Consider the following 16,575-nt stretch of genomic DNA (forward strand, 5'->3'; position numbering starts at 1 on the left):
AGTTGTAAAAAGATAGTTCTATAACTAAAAGATAATAGGCCTTTCAGGCTTGCCTTTTAGGCAGCATACTTGAGGGGCGTTCTTTAATAACGTTGCTCATTTATTGAGCAACGTTTTTCATAAGTGCCCACATCGGCAGGTCGCGATGTCTGCACTATAAAAAAGATGACTGGGAATGTAGTGATTATCATTGCATTCCCTTTATTTATATTCAAGCCCTCCCTTTCGGGCAATCCTTTCTTTCAGCCGCCGTGCGCATTGGCTCTCTTGCTGTGCGCATGGCGGCTTTTTCGTGCGCTTGGGTGTGGAGGAGTGGGAGAGGTGGACTACAGGAGCAGTGTTTTGATGTGGGGGCGGTGGCAAGCGCCTTGCTTCGGCAATCTCGTGACACGGCAGAAGCATTATCGGAGATGTTCTTGGTAGCCCCATGCGCTTTGTCGGAAGGCAGAGCGCATAGCCTTGGACTTTTGCTGTATTCGCAGCATTGTCACCGCTCATTGATACGAGCCAGCTGTGGGTGGCTTTTGCTCAGATTTTACCACTAGCAATGAGGATAAGATGGTCGCTTTCTCTCATTTTCTTAGATTTTAAGTGTGTGACGATGTGGATTTGAAGAGGTCGGTTTCGATGAGATGTTCATCATACTGTCAGCAGAGATTTTTGGCGATGGCGGCAGCTCTGGCATAGCTTGCCCCGACAAACATATCTGGCATGCCTTCTTCGTTTCTCCATCACCACCTGACAGATGACGTGGGGGCGTCTCCTCTGCTACGATTTCCACACCATTGACGCACTCGGAATGGGCAGTGTGTGTCATATTTATACTATCGTCCATTTTTTACAAGGGGCAGCAAGGTGCTCCCATTATTTTTCCTGTGCAAAGTTGGCATGAAGCGGCTTTGCGGCAAGGGCGCGTTTCTCTTATCACAAAAATTTTTCAGAAAAAGATGTTCGTTCCTCTGCACTTTTTCCAAGCCCGTGAAGGGTGAAAATTTTTTGCGCTATCCCTTGTCCTCCAAGCCTAATGACTTCATGCCCTTAATTGCACGTAAAAATCAAGGGAGCACCCCGATGCCCCTTCTCAAGTAAAAAATCTTCAAAAGTATAAATTATCATGACACACACTGCTGTACATTCCGAGTTCGTTTCAATGGGTTTCAATCGCAAGCGCAGAGTTTCCTTCCCCCACGACATCTATCAGGTGGTGGTTAATGGAGAAGAAGGCGAATATGCCGAATATGAAGTCGAGGCTGACAGCTATGCCGAAGCTACCGCCATGGCTGAAAATCTTGCTGCTGACAGCATGATCAACATCTCTTACATCGAAGTCTACCTCTTCCAATAAATCCACATCGTTCACATACTTAAAATCTTACAAGAAAATGAAAGCTCTCAATCTTATCCTCATCACCAGTGGTAAAATCAGTGAAGCCACAGCCCACATCTGGGTCGTATCAATCAGCGGTGACAATACTTCTCGCGTCTACTGCAAAAGTCCTTACAAGGCTATGCGCTATGCCTTCCTCCTGAAAAAGCGCACGGGGCTGAACATCTCCGATAATTGCCTCTGCCGCGTCAGCCACGAGATAGCACGAAGCAAGGCGCCCGCCACCGCCCCCGAGGGTTCTGCCCCTGCTCCCATGCAGCCCGCCTCTGCCGCTCCTACCACCACACCCAAGCGCACGAGAAAGCCTGCCGCCAAGCGCACTACACGCAAGAGAGCCAATGCCACGGCTTGAAGCTGAAAGAAAGGATCGCCCGAAAGGGCGGTCTTTTCCGTAACCCGAGGTTTGTGCGATATTGCGAGGGTTATTTAGTTTCCGATCGTTTATGCAGTACAATTATAATCCCCAAGGGTATAGCTTCACTTCTTCCATTCCCGATGTGTTCACCATCTCCGACTTTCAAGGCAGTTCCGTGTACTTGTCCATCTATATCAGCCGCAGTGAAGATTCTATCTTCTCTACCACACTTTATGCTTATGGTGGACAGGCAAGCATCTATGATCTCCGTTCCATCATTGAAAGCTATATGGAGGAGAAATAGCTCGTTCATGCCGCGTGTAGTTTCCGTATGCAGGTGGACAGAAATGACTTCACTTTGGGCGAATTTACCTTAATTTACTGCAAACCGCAAATTCAGAATGCGGACTGCAAGCAGTTCTTGCAATCGCATTTTCTCACGCCTCATGCTGTGCGTCTCGTACCGCACGACTTTCAGATTGATTTGCAGTATTTTGTTTTCCCCGATGAAACAGGGCAATGCTCCACGTTGTTTGTCATTCAGCCCGAAGGGGAAAGCCAGCCCATTTCGCTCTCCGTCTCTGCTTTGCCCATCGCTTCCAAGCAATTTGACCTTTGCTTTGAGGATCTGAACGAAGATGACCTACTTGCCCAGTTGCCCCAAGGCACCAAGGGCAAGTTGTTGTCCGTTACCCTTTATCGAGGTGCACGGACTTTCACGCTCTTCTTTACAGACGAGCCACCCACACTTACGCTCTACTATTACAACGCCTTCAACGTTTACGACACACTTTATCTTACCGCTCAGACCAAGCGCAAACTTTCCTTTGATCGCAGCACCGCCATTTGTTGTGGGCAGAGTTCCTCTTACGATGACAACACGGAGGTTGAGTATGAGAGCGAAACTTCCGCTCTCTCATACCTGCAAGCCAAGCACGTGACTTACGCCCTGCAATCTCATACCTTGTTTCTCATCTCTTCCGATTATCCGTCGGGCACTTCCATTCTCATCACGGACATTGAGAGCGAGCTTTCTGATGCTACCAATGCGAACAATCATGTGAAGTTCAAGTGGAAACCGCTTCGCAAGCAGGTGCCTTTCACCGTTCCTCGCTTACATAATATCTTTAACCAGGTTTACAACAATACTTTCGACTAATGCCCCACGCTATCCACATCACCACACTCAAACGTATGCTCCAATCTCCCGAATCCGTAGACATCAAACTATGGACGCGCTCGGGTGAAATCCAATGCTGGCACCGCTGCATCTCTCTCCGCTACGACTTCTACAAAGGCACGCGAAGAATGAAGTTGTTGGATAGCAATGAAATCCGACAGCTGAGAGATGTGTGCGTGTTTGAAATAAATGGTATGGAGGTGTTTATGTGAAAAAATTCTGTCATATACTTGTTCGATTGAAAATAACTTTGTACTTTTGCAATGCTAGAATCCGCCACGCTTCCCGTAGAACAGCGTACCAGGGCGGAACTTTTTGTTTATATAGGCTTATGATTTATACGAACCCACCACTTAGTACAACTACTCTAATTGCAAATCTAAAGACTGATGGTCTCTCTGTCAATGATGAAAATTTTGCAGAAGACTTCTTGAACAATGTAAGCTACTTTAGATTTAATGCTTACTTGCGTCCTTTTGAAGATGTTAATGGTTCAATTCGTTTCAAACCTAACGCCACATTTGATAAAGCGGTTGCTCTTTATCGTTTTGATGCAGAGCTTAGAAACTTGCTTTTTTCTGCAATACAATTAGTTGAAATCTCTTTACGAGCAAAAATAATCAATCAGTTTTCGTTGGCTCATGGTGCTTTTTGGTTTATAGATCCAACTATGGCTATAAATAAACATAAGTATTCTGAAAACCTCAGTACTTTAGAACGCGAGTTATCTCGTTCTAAAGATGACTTCATACAGGAGCATTACGATAAATATGGACGTGAAGACTTTCCACCTGCGTGGAAATTGTTAGATCTTACTTCTTTCGGAACACTCACTAAATTATACTTTAACTTTGCCGACCGCAGAGTGAAGAAAGCAATAGCTCGTTCCTATGGGGTACCACAGCATGAAATTCTTGAAAGTTGGATGAAAGCGGTTAACACCTTGCGCAATTCATGTGCGCATCACAACCGCGTTTGGAATCGAATCATGCCAGTCATGCCTCAAATTCCTTTAACATTGCGTAATGCATGGATTTCCTCTCGTCCAAGCAATTCTAACAGACTATACGCAGTTTTATGTTGCCTTATCTATTGGCTGAACTCGTTTCACCCTAGCAACTCGTTGGTTGATGACTTCAAAAAGTTGTTGACCAAGTATCCCAATACAGATGTCGCAGCCATGGGATTCCCTAACAACTGGGAAACTGAACCTTTGTGGCAATAATATAAAGCTAAGTCCTATTGCTTACTATGGGACTTAGCTTTATTAGTATGATTCTATAGCACTTTCTGAATAACCAATTCCAACATCGGAATCTCTCTTATTACAAGATAGGCACTACAAAGTGTATTGCCACGAAACTCCTTCATCGAACTTATATCTACTTCTGCTCGAATATTATTTGCTTCAATCGTAGTATTTGTTACCAAACATTTTATATTACCAGATTGTGCAGTTTCCAACACCAATGAATCGCCTTTGACTATTAACCTTGGAGCATTCAAAGGAATATAAGCTATCCCCTTTTGCCCTGAAACACTAATAAGTGTAATGGGCAACTTTTCTCTTACCCTTAGTGTGCAGAGCGTGATGGCTATAATCACTATCACAAAGGGAACAATCAAAAACGTTCCATATTTTACAATGATTCCTTTCATGCTGATGGCAGTTCTATTTGGTTTTGTACAAGTTTGAAGTAATATCCTTTTTGCTTGATGAGTTCGTCATGCGTGCCTTCTTCTACTATTTGTCCATGGCGTAGAACTATAATATTATCGGCATTTTTTACCGTGCTCAGTCTGTGTGCTATAACTATTCGGGTGCTTTTAGCAAAGTGCTTTTCAAGATTGCTCGTTATGCGTGCTTCGTTGTCTGCATCTAATGAAGAGGTGGCTTCGTCCATCATCAAGTATAGAGGATGCTTATAGGCAGCTCTTGCTATCATGATGCGTTGCTTTTCTCCACCACTCACACCAATGCCTTCGCTTCCCACCTTGGTATTTTCTTTTAAGGGGTGACTCTCAAACAAATCTGACAAACAAGCAATCTGTATAGCTTCGTTTAACCGCTGTTCGTCAGCTTTTTCCCCCATAATGATATTTTGTCGGATAGTGTCTGAAAATAAGAAGTTTTCTTGCATTACAATCCCTGTAGACTCACGCATGGATTTGGCTGAATATTTGTCTAAGTCCTCATTGCCTATCATAATTCGCCCAGATGTAGGCTGATAAAACTTTAAGAGCAACTTCATCAGGGTAGTTTTTCCGCTACCGCTTTCGCCGACTATGGCGGTCATCTTGCCTGCTGGTATCTTAAACGATACGTCTTGTAGCACTTTTTTCCCTGTGCTGCCAGCATAACTGAACGACACGTGGTCGACAAATATGTCTAAAGGAAAGTCTGAAGGGAGTGATTGTGCTTCTTGTGCATCTTCATTAGTACAGAGGTGGACTTCTTGCGAACGTTCGAGACTAATTTTGGCATCTTGATATTGTTGCAAAAAACCTGTTAACTGTCCCAACGGACCACTTATCATGCCAATGATAGTGGAGATACTCATCATCATACCCAACGTTAGTTCGTTGTTGACCACAAGCATGGCTATCCAATAGGTGATAATGATATTGCGCAGCTGACCGATAATGGTAAAGCCCGTGTTTTGTATTTGTCCTAACTTCAGACTCTTCTGGCTCATGGCGTACTGACGCATTTGCAGGTGTTGCCATTCCGAGAGTTTATAGTCATCGTAAGCATTCACCTTGATGTCGGTAATTCCTGACATCATTTCGTATAGCTTGTTTTGGTTGTCTACGCTTACTTTAAATTGCTCGTAGTCTAACGACTTCCTTTTGCGAAAAAAGTAGGTCATCCACAACGTGCTAATAATTGTAAATCCCAAGAATACGGCCAACACCAATGGACTGTAAAAGATGATGATTGCCATATAGAAAGGCACAGACAACAAAGAAAACAAGGTTTCCAATGTGCTACCTGTCATAAATGACTGCAAACGAGAGTGGTCGCTCAATCGCTGTTGGTAGTCGCCAATGCTCTTGGTCTCAAAGAATGTCATGGGTAATTTGAGCAATTTGCGTAAGTAGTCGCCCAATATGCCAATGCTGATTTGCGTACTCATATATAAACCAACCCAAGCTCCGATAGTGCTCATCAAGAAGCTACCAATGAACAAAGCTAACTGTGCTATCAATATGGTAGTAATCAACGACATATCGTGTAAGGCGATGCCGTCATCTACTACGCTTTGAGCCAAAAACGGACTTATCAATCCTAACAACGTGCCCACCAATAGGGCTAATAGTGATTGAATTAATTGAGCCTTGTAGGGAAGTATATACTTTCGAGCAAAGTCTCTCAAACTATGGCGTTCTTTGATAGCGGTCTTTTGGTAGAAATCCTCATTAGGCTCAACGGCCACAACAATGCCTTTGCCGCCATTCGACCAATGGCGAAAAAGTTCTTCTGCTGAAAACCATTGTTTACCAAATGCAGGATTGGCTATTTTGTAACGTGCCTTCTGTGCTGACCGCCCTTTTAGCTTTTCTAATACGACAAAGTGATTTTGATCCCAATAAAGAATGGCGGGAAGTGGGCAGTCCGTATATAATTGTTCCAACGACATCTCGAAGGTGGCACTGTTCATGCCAATGGCTGTGAGAGAATCGCGAATACCTGCTACGCTCACCCCCTCACGTGTGAGGTGGGCGAGTGAGCGCAGATAAGATAAGGGATAGTCTTTACCATAATACGATGCAACCATGCGCACACAGGCAGGGCCGCAATCCATTTGGTCAAATTGTCGGGAGAATTTCATGCTTTATTCTTTTAGCTTTTCTTTTTCTTGGGCATCACATTGAAGCGATATACCACGTGGAGCATTACGTAGCGAGGTTGCGAGTTGACCCATGTTTCGGTGCGACCTTGGGCATTCACAGTGTGCTGCACGTTGCTGATTTGCTTCAAGATGTCTACGGCATTGAGGCGGAAGGTAAGATTACCCTTTAAGATGGTCTTGGCCACAGAGGCGTTCCACACCCAGTTGGTGGTGTTGAGCGTGTTGTCGTTATAACCTCGGCGACTGTAAAGGTTGATATCTGTGGCGATTTGCCAATTTTGTGGCAAGTTGAGTGAAGCATTAGCACCTGCCGTAATGTCGAAGGCGGAAATATTGTCATACCCCTCGCGGGCTGAACGGCTATCGAGCCATGAGAGACTACCGCGTATGCCGAAGCTATGTTTGCCCACACGATAAGACAAGGCTAATTGTTCGCCAAGCGTTAGGTTGTTCACCACACTGCGCTCGAGCGCTTCGCTCTCTGAGGCATAATCTACGGAGTGTACGTATGAGGCTGTGGTTACGGTCTGAAACTGGAAGGCTTCGTTCTTTCCGAAGGGCATATTATACTGCACGGATTCATACGTGTTCCAATTGCCATTGATGTTTTTGGGCATCCACGTGCTCACGCCTGTCGCACGGTTGTAGAGGCGGGCTTGCGCAATGGCATTATCGGTGCGTCCATAACTTGCATAGAGTACGACGTTGTTATGTCGTTGATTGTGAAAACGAGCGTAGCGTGCATTCACACTATGCGTGCGAGGCTTCTCCAATCCTGGGTTGTTGACATAAATGTTGGTCGGATCGCTATCGTTGATAGTGCCAAGTTGGTTGTAGATGCTGGGCGCATTTTTTGTAAAACTATAGTTTGTTTCTACTTCCGTGCGAACTTTCTGTCCATTGTCCTTGTATCTGAGCTTTATAGTCGGAGTAAACTTACTGATGGTTCGTGACAACAAGGTGTCCAACTGTGCCTTGTCGTAGTCCAAGCGTTCGTGCATAATATCTTCGCGCAAAGTGAGGTCGGCATTAAAGCTCTTGCTTGAACTCGCACTTGGTACATAGAGATATGCGAAACTTACAAGTGGGCTAATCTTGTTTTGTGTCAAATTAGAAGCATAGGTATTGTTGAGATCAACGACCAACTGTTCGGGACTGATGGCAGAAGGGGGGACCATCATGCTTCCATTAGCTCCATTTGCAAACTCTTCATGCAGATGAAGCAGCGTGTTTACTTGGTCATAACGATGAAAGTCGTATTGCACTTCTGGCTTTACGATGGCTATGTGTCTGGCACCGCTTTGATAAGGCCAATAGTTCCAACTATAGGAGATGTCTGCATTCATTCCATAGTTCTTGGATACGTAGTCTGACTTTTGCTGCAAGTTATCTCCATTGCCTACATTGGGCGAAGACATACCATACGCTCTGTTGAACGAGTTAAAGTAGCGATTTGTATCGCGGCGATAGTTTCCTGTCAATGCTATCTCTATGTTATCTTGAGTTGAAGGAAACGATATCGTAGAGTTGGCAGCCAAGTTGGCAATAATCCAATCAGACTTGCCATCTTGATCATTGCCTAGGCGCGTTAACAGATGACGTGCAAAATTCGATGAAGCCATACCATTTGTAGAGAAGAGTGAATCAAGTGACTGCACACGGTATTGTTCTTCTGGAGTCTCTGAGAATTGTGCACGATGACTAATGCTTGTGTAATCATTTTTCAGATAATCAATAGAGGGTCTCAACTCAAAGTAGGCACGCTCTGCTGAATATTGGAATTGATGTGCCGACATGAGGTGCAGCTTCCGATCGTTGCGTAGAGAATGCGAACGCTCGAAGATGTCACCTGTGTTGAAGTAATTCACATTGCTCCCCTTATATTCCACTTCGGGTTCTTCGTGGGTAAGAGTGACGTTACCAAAGACTTTGGCACGGTCGTGCGAATATAGATAATCCAATCCGCCCATTTTCACGTCCAACTCGCCATCTTGTGCCCAACCTCCGTTCCATTGACCTGATGAACTTCCCATTTGGGTATCCTTGATATTGTTGAGATTGGCAAAGGCGGCAATGCGCATCTTTCCGCTATAGCCCATGCCAAAGGCCTTGCCCAAGTAGCGGTCGGAAGGAAGTCCATAACCGCCTTCCACGTTCCCCAACCAACCATTGGAATAGGCTTTCTTCAATATCACGTCCATCACCATATGCTCGTCCGCACCCATGGCTTTCTTACCATTAACTTTGGCTTTCAGATAATCATCGTTTGCCGCACGGTCGTACACCTTAATATTCTTCACCGTATAGGCTGGTAGATTTTCAAGGGCAACTTTTGGATTGCCCGCAAAGAAATCCTCTCCATTGACCATCAGACTTTCGATAAACTTTCCGTTCACCTTAATTTGACCGTCTTTGAGTTCTGCTCCAGGGAGTTGTGCCACCAATGCATCAAGCATGGAGCCTTCTGCCAAGTCGAAAGCGGCCGCGTCATAGACTACAGTGTCGCCTCGCGTTACCATCTTGATATGAGTGGCACGGACGACGGCTTCTTTCAACTGTCTTGTCTTGACTTTCTTCATCCAAAGCGTGCCGATGCCAAGGATCGTATTGCGTTTGGAGGCTATTGTAAAATCTTTTTGCACTTCATTGTAACCTTCTTTTTCTGCACGCAAGGTATATTTACCTGGGCGAAAATCAAATTCAAGACTATAAGTGGCGCTCTGTACATTGGCATATGTTACCCTATATGGTACTTGAATGCTATCGTTAAGGTACAAAGTATACAGAGCATTTTCAATAGGCATTTCGGTAACCTCTTCATTGACTCCAAAACTTACTAAGCACTTTTGAGCATTGGCCACATAGAACTGGCAAAGCATGAGAACTAAAATGGATAGAAAATTTCGCATATGTATGGAATTTGTTTATATTTTATCATACAGAAAGGACTTGTACCCTCATTATTAGAGAGTACAAGTCTGGTTAGCTTAAAAACCGATGCACATTGTCGTTACAGTGGGAGTTGGTGAAGCACTGGGGCCAATTGTTGGTGTTGTTGGTGTTGTTGGTGTTGTAGGACCACAATAGTTGATTGTACACTGGTTTGAGCACTCAGGATTGGTGCATTCACCATTCGTACACTTGGGATTTCTGCAAATGTTTGCGTTTATATCCCCAATGATTGCCTTACCAACAGCAATCGATCCGAAGCCTCCTCTTAGGAGACCTTCGGCACTTGTCTGCAGTGGAGTATAATCCGACTGGACAAGCTGAACAAGATTTCTCTTGACCTTCATTGTAAATTATTATTTGAGGTTAATATTAGGCAATTTCTTGCCTTCGTTAATAATGTAGCGTACTCGTTTGTCGATTATTGCTACCTTATTTTCTTGTGTATATCCTGCAATGCAACCTGTAGCACCATTATGCTCTACCTTTTGCTGGCTGCATAAGCCATTGCACAATGGATAAATACTACATTTCATGCAAGCTTCTGTGCCCCATTTCAGTTTTGAACGGAGTAAAGATTTCTCGTTAAGTTGTAATGTGCCTTCTTCATTGATTGCTCCTTCTGACTTTTCTGGTGTAAAGTCTCTTGCCGTGCAATGGAAGAGATTTCCGTCATAGTTAATGACGATGTGGTTATTATGTTCTGCATAGCAACGATACTTCTCTTGAGCATGTATGTCTGATGCGTTATAGCCACTTTCTACAAGCGTCTGGTAAACCTTATCTATATGGTTCTCTACTTCTTTATCACTTCCATGGTCTTGCCATACTCTGTGGAAATTGATTTGAAGATTCTTGGCAGGAGCTATGCCTGTCTTTTCTAAGTCACCAGCCAGATCCATGAATGTTGCTACATTTTCTGTTGTATAATTACAACGTAGTGATACATTGAACAAGGGATTAGCCAGAGCATTCTTGCAATTCTCTAAAATCTTAAAGTAACTTCCTGTACCATTGGCTGTATGCCTTGTCTTATTATGCATACGTTCATTACCGTCCAATGTTATTTGAAAATGTACAGGCACTTTGAGGGAAGACAAAAAGTCCAACACCTTAGGGAAGAGCAAATAACCATTGGTTGTGAAGCCTACTTTAAAGTTTTTGCCATTGCTGATTGCTTGCTGATGCGCAAACTCTGCTAATGGTTTTACAATATGCTTGAACTGAATGAGTGGCTCTCCACCGAAAAATGACAAGTCAAAACTCTTCAGGAGTGGATCTGCCATTTTGTTGGCAATGAACTTGTACACTCTTTCCGATATTTCCTCTTTCATCGTTCGATTGGCTTGATGCTTCTCGTAACAATACCAGCAACTCATATTGCAATCTAGGGTTGGATTCACGGTAAGAGAGAAAGAACTCGGATCATTGTCTTCTTTATCCCATTGGGCGATACACTTGCTTGACTCGTTTTCGCTCTTGGGAACAAGAAACTGCTTCACCTGTAGATAGTCGTAAAATTCGGGGTGAATCTTACGAATTTCGTCCACGTCATGTTTTTCATACAATTCCTTTACTTCCGGTGCAAGTACACTTACTTCATCAGTAAAAGCATTGTAGAGTACCCAACTCTCATCAATGAAAGATAGGTGATTATAAAGACTTTTCTTCATTATGTGTATTGTATTCATTTATCATTTTGTTTATTACGGAACCGATTACTCCTGATAAGGACAGTTCCCAATTCTTCTGAATATTGGGAATATAATCAGGAAGTTCCACTATTTCTGGAAACTCAGGGGCGAGTATTTCCCAATCATCAGATAGCCGCTCTTTATATTGGCTTACAAAGTTTATTGTTCGCCAATCTTGACAATCCTTTAAAAGACAGTGAGACTGTTCATCCATTTCTTGCAGGAACTCTTGCGAAAAAGTTTTTTTGGTCGACTTGTTGCGTTTGTTGAATCCCAAACGAGCTACAACATAGCAATAAACTCCACCCACTCCCTCAAGGAAAGAATGATCTTGATTACGTTTTATGCTCATACACATTATCTTTTTGTCAATTGTGCTCAGTTCTTCTTCGATACTATCTTCAATTAGATTGTGTGAGGCTGCGTATATCAAAGCCCAACCAATGCCAGCCAATCCATTTTGAAAAGTAAGATCATGACTTGCTTTTATGGATTTGCTCAATCTTTCCCATACTTCATATACCAGACTTTCAAATTCTGAGTAACCTGCTTCTACATAAAGTAAGTCTGCTATAAGGATCCCCCCCATACCTGAGAACAGACCTGCATTTGATATTTTTTCTGTTTCCTTTAGGATAAAGATACGTGCTTTATCGGCTTCTTTGTCAGTGATTCTTATCGTCTTTTGTGCCACCTTACGGCAGATGTCATTCAAATTCTTTATGTATGTAAAATCATTCTTTTTGAAAGTCTTGTAACACCGTGCTAATTTGTCAAGGTCATTCTTATGCAAAGACATATATTCCATTGCTTTGAAATATGTATCCTTGCTAAGATTCCAAGCTACCGCTTTGGCAAAGCATCTTTCTGATGTTGGAAACAACAATTCGCTGATAATCAGATTATTGTAGATGCATTGAAATGAGTAAACGGGATAAGGAAATTTCTTGCGATATATATGTCCAATCGTTAACTTGGGCAACAAATAGCAACCGCCTCCTTCTTTCCATGCTTTTATGCTGATGTATGCCTCTTCGCATCCATAATGTAAGAGTCCTTGCAATCCGTGTATCTTATTCCAGTAACTTTTTGAAGTAATATAGCCTGCTCCTAACACACATGGTATTTGGTTTACAGCACATGTTGGTAGACATTCTGTGTATCCATTCCAATCAATAGCAGGAACGTATTTATTGGAACAGAATGACAGATAAGCTCCTTGCGGAGAGTATGATTTGGGGTGAACGGATACGTTGCCTTCTTCATCCTTCTGCAAACATATCGACTTGCAACATAATAGACGGTGCGGATTTGCATCTAACTCTCTTACGATGTATTCTGCCCACTCTGAATCGTAAAAACGCATATGAGCATCAAGCAATATAAAGTAAGGTGTCTTAGCTAATTGAGCGCCTCTTTCCTTGGATAAGGAAGCACCTAACCTATAGCTGTTGCGTACGTATGTTACATTTAGTTCACGCAATGAACCTGCATAATCAAATCCGTCATCACAGTCATCATCAATTGCGATGATGTCCACAGACATTCCAACAGTGTCTCGAATACTTTTGGCGGTATTGGCAACCTCCTCACCCTCATTTTTAAAAGGCATCACCACAGTCAGTTTGTTTGTGGTATCGGGAATAAATGCGGGTTCTTGAAAAGCCTTTTTCTCCAGTTCTATCTGCTTCTTCAAAGCCCAAGCACGGATTATTTGGGTTTTCTGTGCTTGTTCCTCGTGATGACAAGTGGTAACTTGCTGCTCATGCAAACGATAGTAAGTGAACACTTTATCAAGATTGACAAATTTCTTACCGCTCGCAAGCATCCTCATCCAAAGGTCATAATCCTCTGCATACTCCATTTGCTTGTCATAACGGAATTTTTCTTTACCGTTGATACTTGCTGTACGGAACATGACTGTAGGATGGCAAATACAACAATAATCCAACAGATCTGAGATGCAAAGACTACCACTTTTCACATTGAGATCATATAATGGTTCCTTTGTAGATTGCTTAAACACAGCCATTCGTCCTCCTATGAAATCTACATCGGGATGATTTTCCATGTATTCATATTGGAGAGTCAGCCTATTTGCGCACATAACATCATCTGCATCCATTTTGGCTATGTACTCGCCTTTTGCCTCGTCCAATAACAAGTTCAAGGAGCCTACATAGTCATGCTGGTTCTGAATTAATCGCACACGATTGTCTTTTATGTTTTTGACAATGTCACAACTGTTGTCTGTTGAGCCATCGTCAACAACAAGTAACTCAAAATCTTGAATAGACTGAGATAAGACGCTGTTTATGCAATCCTTGATAAAAAGGGCTGCATTAAACATTGGAATGCATACAGATATTTTCGGAGATGGTACCATGTTTTATTGTTTTTGATGGTGCAAAATTAGATTCTTTCCATCATAGGTAAATTGTCTATTTTCATACTTCTATTGTCATTTTCAAATAAATTACAACACAAAAAACATAAACATACAAGAGAAATGCTTACCTTTGAAGGAAAATACGAAGTAAGATTTATGCGGAAATCAGTTTTTTATAAAAGAGTATTGCATACAAAAGATGGGGTTATACCTCAATATTGTAATAAGGAAGGTTCATACTTGAAAGTTATACCACACAATGGGAATTTGGATTCTGAGTTACATACCCACAATTTTTATCTAATTTTATGGATAAAAAAAGGACAGGGGACTCATTCGATAAATTTTCAAGATTTTCCAATAAGTGATAATCAAATATTATTATTTTCACCAGGAGACTTACATAAAGTAGTTTGCACGAATGAGGAAGACATCGCAATAGCCTTTTCAGAGGAATTACTCAATCTTCTACCATTTAAAATAGCCGATTGGATTCGTTATTATGTCTTCTGCAACATTGGTACGCCACCAGTTGCTACTATTGATGACAACATCGCTGAAATACTAACGAGGTGGATAGAAGTTCTAAAATCGTTACTTGAAAATCAAAAGGATGATATAAATTATTGTACCGCAGCTACAATATCTGTTATACTCAAGGTTTTAAAGGAACATGCCTCTTGGGAAAATGATTCCATGGATTTTGAACTCCCCAAAATTAAAATAATATATGACTTCAAAAAATCGATTGAATTTAATCTAAAAAAATCGCATTCGCCTGCATTTTACTCTAGAGATATAGGGGTAGCAGAAAGCAAACTATTAGCTATAACGAAAGAGATTTTGGGATTAAGTCCTAAAAAAATCATAAATGAAGAAATAATCTTGAAAGCAAAAAAACTGCTTGCAGAAAACGAAATCATTATAAAAGAGATTTCTGAAGAATTAGGTTTTGCCGATGCACCACACTTTGTAAAATTCTTCAAGAAAGAAACAGGAATGACACCAAGTCAGTTTAAAGAGACCTTATAATTTTGTCTTTTCCCCACCGCTCATTCGGTCATAGTTTTGCACCAAAAAGTACAAGACTATGACCGATTTCAGCTACTTACACATAACAGGCGTGAACGACCTGCCCGGCTATCATGCCGCAGCAGCGTTCACCACCAAAAGCAGCGAAGTTTTCAAGGAGGCGGAGGAGATTTCACCGCGCCACGTGAGTGACAAGGTGAGCTATATGCCTTGGGGAGCGGACGACCAGATGCCGTATGACATTATCAATCTGATTGAGAGTGATGAGACACTGAGCACTTGCCAAATGTTCAATGCAGAGGTGTGCTATGGATCGGGGCTGGTGTACCAGACAGATGAATGGTGCAAACGGAAAGTGGTGGACGAGGTCGAGGAGTTCTTCTTGGATAACGACATGGCGAGTTATTTCCTCGGTGTTTGCCAGGATTTCAAACACTTCGGCTTTGCCGTGAGCGTGATTATTCTCAATGAACAAGGCAACAAGGTGGTGAGGGTGCTGCGCAAGGAGGCTTGCTATGTTCGCTTTGCGCCAGCAAACAAGGAGGGCGTGATACCACAGGTGTTGTACGCGAATTGGCGTAACTCGGTGCGGGCGGAACAGGTGGAGGTCATTCCATTGCTCAACCCGCAAAGTTCTTGGACGGACTTGCAAGCACAGGTGAAGAAGGGCAAACGCAAGTTTGCCGTGGTCAGCCGTGTGCCGACGCCTGACAGCACGTATTATCCCATTCCTTATTATGCCTCGCTCTTCAAGGGCAAGTGGTATAACATCAAGCAACTCATCGGGGTGGCAAAGGAGGCTAAGCTGAAAAACTCTGCGCCTATCAAGTACCACATTGAGATTGCCAAATCGTTTTGGAGCAATATCTTCAAGGCGGAGGGCATTACCGACCGCGTGAAGCAACAGGAGCGAGTGAACGAGGAAAAGGACAACATCATCAATTTCCTCACGGGCATGGAGAATTCAGGCAAGGTGCTTTTCTCGGAGTTTTATGTGTCTCCCAACGGGGAGGAACAGCATGATGTGGTGATTAACAAGATTGAAACGGACAAAGAGGGCGGTGATTGGGCTACAGATATTATCGAGGCAGTGAATATGATGTGCTTTACCATGCGTGTGCACTCAAACCTTGTGGGTTCTGTACCGGGTAAGTCGCAAACTAACAATTCGGGCAGCGACAAGCGCGAACTTTATACGATTGCACAAGCCTTGCAAAAGCCGTATCACGACCTTTTGTTTAATGTGCACCGACTGATTATAAGGTTCAACAGGTGGGACGGGGCTTATCCCGACTGTCCGTTTATCCAGCTTACGACACTCGATGAAAATAAGGACGCAAAGCAGGTAAGCACAGAAGAGTAACTTTATAACCCCATAACCTAAAACCTCAAAACTACTATGTCTCTGTTGATACCCGATAACAATGTGCTTCTGCAATTCGTGCCGAATGTGCTGAAGTCTGTGCAAGGCGAGACCTTGCTTTTTGATAAAATTGCACCACACTTGGAGGTGGCGGAAGCGTGGCTTACGACCACGTTCCTCTCTGAGGCAGTTCTTGCGAAACTGCCCACTCGCAATGCCAACAACAAGTTGTTGCATTATGGGCGCACCCGACAAACCCTGTGGAGGGCTGTGCAGATGCTAACCCAAAAACTGAGTTGCCAAACGATACATGATTGCCCAAAAGTAGTACCTTTGCACTATGAATCAGAATGGCAATAAAAATATGTATGA

The 16,575-nt window shown here is 43.0% G+C and carries 15 protein-coding genes; 9 read left to right on the forward strand and 6 right to left on the reverse strand.

All coding sequences use genetic code 11. The features are described 5' to 3' along the window. Nucleotides 1-580: 580 nt before the first annotated feature. Nucleotides 581-835 (reverse strand): hypothetical protein, encoded by a 255-nt coding sequence (locus BQ5453_RS14030; RefSeq protein WP_143033280.1) that lies wholly within the window; start codon nucleotides 833-835, stop codon nucleotides 581-583. A gap of 279 nt (nucleotides 836-1,114) precedes the next feature. Between BQ5453_RS14030 and BQ5453_RS03195 the strand changes: the two genes are divergently transcribed. The 6 genes from BQ5453_RS03195 to BQ5453_RS03220 all read left to right on the forward strand — a co-directional run bounded on the left by BQ5453_RS03195 (nucleotide 1,115) and on the right by BQ5453_RS03220 (nucleotide 4,147). Further along, on the forward strand, nucleotides 1,115-1,345 hold the full coding sequence (locus tag BQ5453_RS03195) for a hypothetical protein (protein WP_022102660.1): 231 nt from the start codon (nucleotides 1,115-1,117) through the stop codon (nucleotides 1,343-1,345). A gap of 37 nt (nucleotides 1,346-1,382) precedes the next feature. Beyond that, nucleotides 1,383-1,739, forward strand: a complete 357-nt coding sequence (locus tag BQ5453_RS03200; protein WP_071122128.1) for a hypothetical protein — start codon at nucleotides 1,383-1,385, stop codon at nucleotides 1,737-1,739. A gap of 91 nt (nucleotides 1,740-1,830) precedes the next feature. Continuing rightward, nucleotides 1,831-2,046 carry a hypothetical protein gene (locus BQ5453_RS03205; RefSeq protein ID WP_071122129.1) on the forward strand — a complete coding sequence of 72 codons (216 nt, stop codon included), beginning with the start codon at nucleotides 1,831-1,833 and terminating at the stop codon, nucleotides 2,044-2,046. Between the two features lie 33 nt (nucleotides 2,047-2,079). Next, entirely contained in the window at nucleotides 2,080-2,901 is an 822-nt protein-coding gene (locus BQ5453_RS03210; RefSeq protein ID WP_143033281.1) for a hypothetical protein, read from the forward strand. Next, the gene (locus tag BQ5453_RS03215) at nucleotides 2,901-3,134 is read left to right on the forward strand and encodes a hypothetical protein (protein WP_071122131.1); all 234 of its coding nucleotides are present in this window, start codon (nucleotides 2,901-2,903) and stop codon (nucleotides 3,132-3,134) included. The genes BQ5453_RS03210 and BQ5453_RS03215 overlap by 1 nt, the downstream gene beginning before the upstream one ends. 119 nt (nucleotides 3,135-3,253) lie before the next feature. Next, nucleotides 3,254-4,147: an Abi family protein gene (locus BQ5453_RS03220; RefSeq protein WP_083361111.1), complete on the forward strand. Its 894-nt coding sequence runs from the start codon at nucleotides 3,254-3,256 to the stop codon at nucleotides 4,145-4,147. 53 nt (nucleotides 4,148-4,200) lie between these two features. On the opposite strand, the gene BQ5453_RS03225 is transcribed toward BQ5453_RS03220, so the two are convergent. The 5 genes from BQ5453_RS03225 to BQ5453_RS03245 form a co-directional block, all read right to left on the reverse strand. After that, nucleotides 4,201-4,581 carry a hypothetical protein gene (locus BQ5453_RS03225; protein WP_071122132.1) on the reverse strand — a complete coding sequence of 127 codons (381 nt, stop codon included), beginning with the start codon at nucleotides 4,579-4,581 and terminating at the stop codon, nucleotides 4,201-4,203. After that, nucleotides 4,578-6,755, reverse strand: a complete 2,178-nt coding sequence (locus BQ5453_RS03230) for a peptidase domain-containing ABC transporter (RefSeq protein WP_071122133.1) — start codon at nucleotides 6,753-6,755, stop codon at nucleotides 4,578-4,580. The genes BQ5453_RS03225 and BQ5453_RS03230 overlap by 4 nt, the downstream gene beginning before the upstream one ends. 11 nt (nucleotides 6,756-6,766) lie before the next feature. Further along, the gene (locus BQ5453_RS03235) at nucleotides 6,767-9,685 is read right to left on the reverse strand and encodes an outer membrane beta-barrel protein (RefSeq protein ID WP_083361112.1); all 2,919 of its coding nucleotides are present in this window, start codon (nucleotides 9,683-9,685) and stop codon (nucleotides 6,767-6,769) included. A 396-nt stretch (nucleotides 9,686-10,081) separates the two neighbouring features. After that, the gene (locus BQ5453_RS03240; RefSeq protein WP_071122135.1) at nucleotides 10,082-11,398 is read right to left on the reverse strand and encodes a radical SAM/SPASM domain-containing protein; all 1,317 of its coding nucleotides are present in this window, start codon (nucleotides 11,396-11,398) and stop codon (nucleotides 10,082-10,084) included. Beyond that, the gene (locus BQ5453_RS03245) at nucleotides 11,379-13,805 is read right to left on the reverse strand and encodes a glycosyltransferase (protein WP_083361114.1); all 2,427 of its coding nucleotides are present in this window, start codon (nucleotides 13,803-13,805) and stop codon (nucleotides 11,379-11,381) included. Before BQ5453_RS03245 ends, BQ5453_RS03240 begins: the two co-directional genes overlap by 20 nt. A 123-nt stretch (nucleotides 13,806-13,928) precedes the next feature. Here BQ5453_RS03245 and BQ5453_RS03250 point away from each other — a divergent pair, with 123 nt between their 5' ends. Genes BQ5453_RS03250 through BQ5453_RS03260 form a run of 3 tightly spaced genes read left to right on the forward strand, consistent with a single transcriptional unit; the run spans nucleotide 13,929 to nucleotide 16,563 of the window. After that, nucleotides 13,929-14,840: an AraC family transcriptional regulator gene (locus tag BQ5453_RS03250; protein WP_071122137.1), complete on the forward strand. Its 912-nt coding sequence runs from the start codon at nucleotides 13,929-13,931 to the stop codon at nucleotides 14,838-14,840. 58 nt (nucleotides 14,841-14,898) lie between these two features. Further along, nucleotides 14,899-16,203: a hypothetical protein gene (locus tag BQ5453_RS03255; RefSeq protein WP_235860021.1), complete on the forward strand. Its 1,305-nt coding sequence runs from the start codon at nucleotides 14,899-14,901 to the stop codon at nucleotides 16,201-16,203. Nucleotides 16,204-16,239: 36 nt separating this feature from the next. Further along, on the forward strand, nucleotides 16,240-16,563 hold the full coding sequence (locus BQ5453_RS03260; protein ID WP_071122138.1) for a DUF6712 family protein: 324 nt from the start codon (nucleotides 16,240-16,242) through the stop codon (nucleotides 16,561-16,563). Nucleotides 16,564-16,575 lie beyond the last annotated feature (12 nt).

Source organism: Prevotellamassilia timonensis, from assembly GCF_900106785.1.
Lineage (GTDB): Bacteria > Bacteroidota > Bacteroidia > Bacteroidales > Bacteroidaceae > Alloprevotella > Alloprevotella timonensis.

Coding starts and splice junctions, on each gene's coding strand:
- BQ5453_RS14030 (WP_143033280.1), bottom strand. CDS start 835: ATGGACGATAGTATAAATATGACACACACTGCCCATTCCGAGTGCGTC.
- BQ5453_RS03195 (WP_022102660.1), top strand. CDS start 1,115: ATGACACACACTGCTGTACATTCCGAGTTCGTTTCAATGGGTTTCAAT.
- BQ5453_RS03200 (WP_071122128.1), top strand. CDS start 1,383: ATGAAAGCTCTCAATCTTATCCTCATCACCAGTGGTAAAATCAGTGAA.
- BQ5453_RS03205 (WP_071122129.1), top strand. CDS start 1,831: ATGCAGTACAATTATAATCCCCAAGGGTATAGCTTCACTTCTTCCATT.
- BQ5453_RS03215 (WP_071122131.1), top strand. CDS start 2,901: ATGCCCCACGCTATCCACATCACCACACTCAAACGTATGCTCCAATCT.
- BQ5453_RS03220 (WP_083361111.1), top strand. CDS start 3,254: ATGATTTATACGAACCCACCACTTAGTACAACTACTCTAATTGCAAAT.
- BQ5453_RS03225 (WP_071122132.1), bottom strand. CDS start 4,581: ATGAAAGGAATCATTGTAAAATATGGAACGTTTTTGATTGTTCCCTTT.
- BQ5453_RS03230 (WP_071122133.1), bottom strand. CDS start 6,755: ATGAAATTCTCCCGACAATTTGACCAAATGGATTGCGGCCCTGCCTGT.
- BQ5453_RS03235 (WP_083361112.1), bottom strand. CDS start 9,685: ATGCGAAATTTTCTATCCATTTTAGTTCTCATGCTTTGCCAGTTCTAT.
- BQ5453_RS03240 (WP_071122135.1), bottom strand. CDS start 11,398: ATGAAGAAAAGTCTTTATAATCACCTATCTTTCATTGATGAGAGTTGG.
- BQ5453_RS03245 (WP_083361114.1), bottom strand. CDS start 13,805: ATGGTACCATCTCCGAAAATATCTGTATGCATTCCAATGTTTAATGCA.
- BQ5453_RS03250 (WP_071122137.1), top strand. CDS start 13,929: ATGCTTACCTTTGAAGGAAAATACGAAGTAAGATTTATGCGGAAATCA.
- BQ5453_RS03255 (WP_235860021.1), top strand. CDS start 14,899: ATGACCGATTTCAGCTACTTACACATAACAGGCGTGAACGACCTGCCC.
- BQ5453_RS03260 (WP_071122138.1), top strand. CDS start 16,240: ATGTCTCTGTTGATACCCGATAACAATGTGCTTCTGCAATTCGTGCCG.